At 75.1% G+C, this 4,461-nt stretch carries 5 protein-coding genes; all 5 read left to right on the plus strand.

What is annotated here, in order from left to right; genetic code table 11:
• The coding region (locus VR44_RS32740; protein ID WP_045951265.1) for a zinc-binding dehydrogenase at positions 1-543 on the plus strand (543 nt) is incomplete at its 5' end.
• A complete protein-coding gene (locus VR44_RS32745; protein ID WP_045951266.1) occupies positions 540-1,730 on the plus strand; it encodes an acyl-CoA dehydrogenase family protein in 1,191 nt (396 codons plus the stop codon). The genes VR44_RS32740 and VR44_RS32745, both read left to right, overlap by 4 nt.
• Positions 1,727-2,875, plus strand: coding sequence for an acyl-CoA dehydrogenase family protein (locus VR44_RS32750; RefSeq protein WP_045951267.1), 1,149 nt, complete (start codon positions 1,727-1,729; stop codon positions 2,873-2,875). The genes VR44_RS32745 and VR44_RS32750 overlap by 4 nt, the downstream gene beginning before the upstream one ends.
• Positions 2,876-3,151: 276 nt before the next feature.
• Entirely contained in the window at positions 3,152-3,475 is a 324-nt protein-coding gene (locus VR44_RS49310; protein ID WP_094192067.1) for a tyrosinase family oxidase copper chaperone, read from the plus strand.
• Between the two features lie 27 nt (positions 3,476-3,502).
• Positions 3,503-4,366, plus strand: coding sequence for a tyrosinase family protein (locus tag VR44_RS32760; protein WP_045951268.1), 864 nt, complete (start codon positions 3,503-3,505; stop codon positions 4,364-4,366).
• The last annotated feature ends 95 nt before the right edge of the window (positions 4,367-4,461 follow it).

A 4,461-nucleotide genomic window follows, 5' to 3' on the forward strand; every position in this document is an offset into this window, starting at 1 on the left:
GGCAGCGCGGCCGTCCAGCTCGGCAAGGCCGCCGGAGCCACCGTCATCGGGGTCGTCGGCGGCAAGGCCAAGGCCCGCGCGGCCGAAGAGCTCGGCTGCGACCTCGTCCTCGACCGCACCGCAGAGGACCTCGTCGCCCGGGTCAAGGAGTTCACCGGCGGGCGCGGCGCCGACGTCGTCTACGACCCCGTCGGCGGCGACGCCTACGCCGCCTCCGCCAAGTGCGTGGCCTTCGAGGGACGCATCGTGGTCGTCGGCTTCGCCGGCGGCACCGTCCCCGCCCCCGCCCTCAACCACGCCCTGGTGAAGAACTACGCCATCCTCGGCCTGCACTGGGGGCTGTACGCCGCGAAGGACCCCGCCGCCGTCCTCGCCTGCCACACCGAACTCACCCGCCTCGCCGACCAGGGCGCGATCAGGCCCCTGGTCAGCGAACGGGTCCCGCTCGCCGGGGCCGCCGAGGCCGTCCAGCGCGTGGCCGACGGCACCACCACCGGCCGGCTGGTCGTCGTACCGTCCCTCCCGGACGGCGGCGCCCGATGACCGCCACCGCCGAGGAACTCCTCGCCCGCACCCGGGACCTGCTCGCCGCGCACCCGCCCGCCGCCACCGCCCCCGCCGACTTCCTGCGCGCCCGCTTCGACGCCGGACTCGCCTGGGTCCACTACCCCGAGGGCCTCGGCGGCCTGGGCGCGCCCCGCACCCTCCAGGCCGTCGTCGACGGCGAACTGGAAGCCGCCGGAGCCCCCGACAACGACCCGCGCCGGATCGGCATCGGCCTGGGCATGGCCGCGCCCACGATCCTCGCCTACGGCACCGAGGAGCAGAAGCACCGCTTCCTGCGCCCCCTGTGGCTCGGCGAGGAGGTCTGGTGCCAGCTGTTCAGCGAGCCCGGAGCCGGCTCCGACCTCGCCGCCCTCGGCACCCGCGCCGTCCTCGACGAGGAAGCCGGGGAATGGGTGGTCGACGGCCAGAAGGTGTGGACCTCCAGCGCCCACACCGCCCGCTGGGCCATCCTCATCGCCCGCACCGACCCCACCCTCCCCAAGCACCGGGGCATCACCTACTTCCTGTGCGACATGCACGCCCCCGGCGTCGAGGTCCGGCCGCTGCGCCAGATCACCGGCGAGGCCGAGTTCAACGAGGTCTTCCTCACCGGCGTCCGCATCCCCGACGCCCACCGCCTCGGCGCCGTCGGCGAGGGCTGGGCCGTCGCCCGCACCACCCTCATGAACGAACGCGTCTCCATCGGCGGCATGCGGCTCCCCCGCGAGGGCGGCATGATCGCCCCCGTCGCCGCGGCCTGGCGCGAACGCCCCGGGCTGCGCACCCACGCCCTGCACCAGCGGCTGCTCGGCCTGTGGGTCGAGGCCGAGGTGGCCCGCCTCACCGCCGAACGGCTGCGCCAGCAGCTCGCGGCCGGCCAGCCGGGCCCCGAGGGCAGCGGGATGAAGCTCACCTTCGCCCGCCTCAACCAGGAGATCAGCGGCCTGGAGGTGGAACTCCTCGGCGAGGAGGGACTGCTGTACGAGGACTGGACGATGCGCCGCCCCGACCTCGTCGACTTCACCGGCCGCGACGCCGGATACCGCTACCTGCGCGCCAAGGGCAACAGCATCGAGGGCGGCACCAGCGAGATCCTCCTCAACATCGTCGCCGAACGCGTCCTCGGACTGCCCGCCGAACCGCGCGACGACAAGGACACCCCCTGGAAGGACCTCGCCCGATGACCGCACGCCCGCCGCGGCCGGGCCGCCCGGCCCCCCGCGCCCCCATCGACCTGCTCTACTCCGGCACCGAGGAGGAACTCCGCGCGGCCGTACGGTCCCTGCTCACCGACCGCTGCGACCCCGCGGGCGTCCTCGCCCGCGCCGAGACCGGCCGCCCCCACGACCCGGAGCTGTGGCACACCCTGGCGGCGGAGATCGGAGCCGCCGGACTGCTCGTCCCCGAGAAGCTGGGCGGGGCGGGCGCCGGCCACCGGGAGGCCGCCGTGGTCCTGGAGGAGCTGGGCCGGGCCGTGGCCCCCGTCCCGTACCTGACCGGCTCCGTCCTCGCCACGGAGATCCTGCTCGCCTGCGCCTGCGACGGCCCCGAGGCGGCGGAGCTGCTACGGGAGCTCGCGGCCGGACGGATCGTCTGCGTCCCCGCCCTGCCCCTCACCCTGGCCCCCGGCGCGCCCCTGCCGGCGCCGCTCCACGACGCCGGGGGCGGGGTGCTCAGCGGGACCGTCAGCTCCGTCGCCGACGCGGTGGCCGCCGACGTCCTGCTGGTGCTCGCCGACACCGGGCTCCACGCGGTCCCCGCCGACCGCGCCGCCCTGGACCCGGTGGTCCCGCTGGACCTGACCCGCCCGCTGGCCACCGTCACCCTCGACGCCGCCACCGGAACCCGCCTCGCCGACCCCGCCACCGCGCGGGCGGCCGTCGCCGGGGCCCTGCTCTCGGGGGCCGGGCTGCTGGCCTCGGAGCAGCTCGGGCTCGCCGAGTGGTGCCTCACGGAGACCGTCGCGTACCTGCGCGGCCGGCACCAGTTCAACCGTCCCGTCGGCTCCTTCCAGGCGCTCAAGCACCGCCTCGCCCGGCTGTGGCTGGACGTGGCCTCCGCCCGCGCGGCCGCCCGCGCCGCCGCCGACGCCCTCGCCACGGCGGCCCCCGAGGCGCCGCTCACGGTGGCCGTCGCCCAGGCGTACTGCTCCGGGGTCGCGGTGCGTGCGGCCGAGGAGTGCGTCCAGTTGCACGGGGGCATCGGCATGACCTGGGAACACCCCGCCCACCTCTACCTCAAGCGGGCCAAGGCCGACTCCCTCGCGCTCGGCACCGAGGGCCACCACCGTGGCCTGGTGGCCGACTTCGCCGAGCTGCCGGCGCCGTAGGCGGAGGGCTCTTCTCCCCGCCCCGCCCTTCCTCCGTTCCCCGGGGAGACCCCGGACCCCCTGTCCCGGGGGCTCCCCCCAGACCCTCCACCAGCTACCGCTGGGAGATGCCCCCGGCGCCTCGAACTCCCGGCCCGCGCAGCGGAACCGTTCCGCACAGGTGACCTCCCCCGCCACTCCGCGTTAGACCCCGTACGCGGACCACCGAGCGAGGGAGACCCATGTACGCCAGCGCCACCCGGACCCGTCGCGCCTTCCTCCGTACCGTGTTCGGCGGTGCCGCCCTCGCCGGCACCGCCGCCGCGCTGGCCCCCGTCCTGCGTGCCCGCCGCCCCCGGCAGACGCTCGGCCCGGCCCCGCTCACCGAGGGCCCCGCTCACCGAGGAGACGTACCGCGGCCGGCACATCAGCGTGGACCCGGTCTCGGCGGCGGTCCGCATCGACGGCCGCCCCCTGCACGTCATGCGCCGGGCCGACGGCAGCTACCTCAGCGCGGTCAACCACTTCCAGTCCTACGACACACCGCTGGAGGCGGCCCGTGCCGCCGTCGACGAACTCGGCACCACCCAGCTCGCCCTGGCCGCCCCGCACCACGGCTGACGACCGGGAACCAGGAGGACCCCCGCGGTGTACACCCGGCAGAACCAGAAGAACCTCACCGCCGCCCAGAAGAAGCGGTTCACGTCCGCGCTGCTCGAACTCAAGCGCAACGGCGTCTACGACGAGTTCGTGCGCACCCACGGCACCTACTTCGTGCCCGACCGGGACACCAAGCTGCGCGTGGGGCACATGTCCCCGTCGTTCTTCCCCTGGCACCGCAGCTACCTGCTGGAGTTCGAGAAGCGGCTGCGGGAGGTCGATCCGCAGGTCTCCGTCCCCTACTGGGACTGGACCACCGACTCCAGCCCCGTCTCCTCCCTGTGGGCCGAGGACTTCCTCGGCGGCACCGGCCGGGAGGGCGACCTCCAGGTGACGACCGGCCCCTTCGCCCACCGGCGGGGCAACTGGACGATCACGGAGGGGGTCAGCGAGGCCCCGTTCCTCACCCGCAACCTGGGGCGGCCGGGCAACCCGATCTCGCTGCCGACCGCCGCCGAGCTCCAGTGGGCGATCGACGACCCGGTCTACGACTCCTCGCCCTGGAACTCCACCACCGGCGGCGGGAGCTTCCGCAACAAGCTGGAGGGCTGGGCCGCCCCGAAGAGCGAGCGCTGGCGCAACCACAACAAGGTCCACCAGTGGATCGGCGGGCACATGACGGGCGCCACCTCCCCCAACGACCCGGCGTTCTGGCTGCACCACGCCTTCGTGGACCTGATCTGGGACCGCTGGCAGCAGCGCCACCCCGGCTCCGGCTACCTGCCCGCCGCCCCGCTGGAGCTCGGAGACCTCCAGCGCGGCCGGGTGATCGCCCTCGACGAGCCGATGCCCCCGTGGGACGTCACCCCGCGCGAGATGCTCGGCCACGGCGGCGTCTACCGCTACGAGTGACCGCGCCATACGAGTGACGGCGCTACGAGTGACCGCGCGCCACGGGTGGCCGCGCGGCCCCGTCCGGTTCCGGCTCCCGGGGAGCCGGAACGAAA

Origin of the sequence: Streptomyces katrae (genome assembly GCF_000966975.1) — a bacterium.
Classification (GTDB): domain Bacteria; phylum Actinomycetota; class Actinomycetes; order Streptomycetales; family Streptomycetaceae; genus Streptomyces; species Streptomyces katrae.

What these genes read in the sequence shown, in the direction of transcription:
- VR44_RS32745 (WP_045951266.1), top strand. Translation starts at nt 540, where the DNA reads ATGACCGCCACCGCCGAGGAACTCCTCGCCCGCACCCGGGACCTGCTC.
- VR44_RS32750 (WP_045951267.1), top strand. Translation starts at nt 1,727, where the DNA reads ATGACCGCACGCCCGCCGCGGCCGGGCCGCCCGGCCCCCCGCGCCCCC.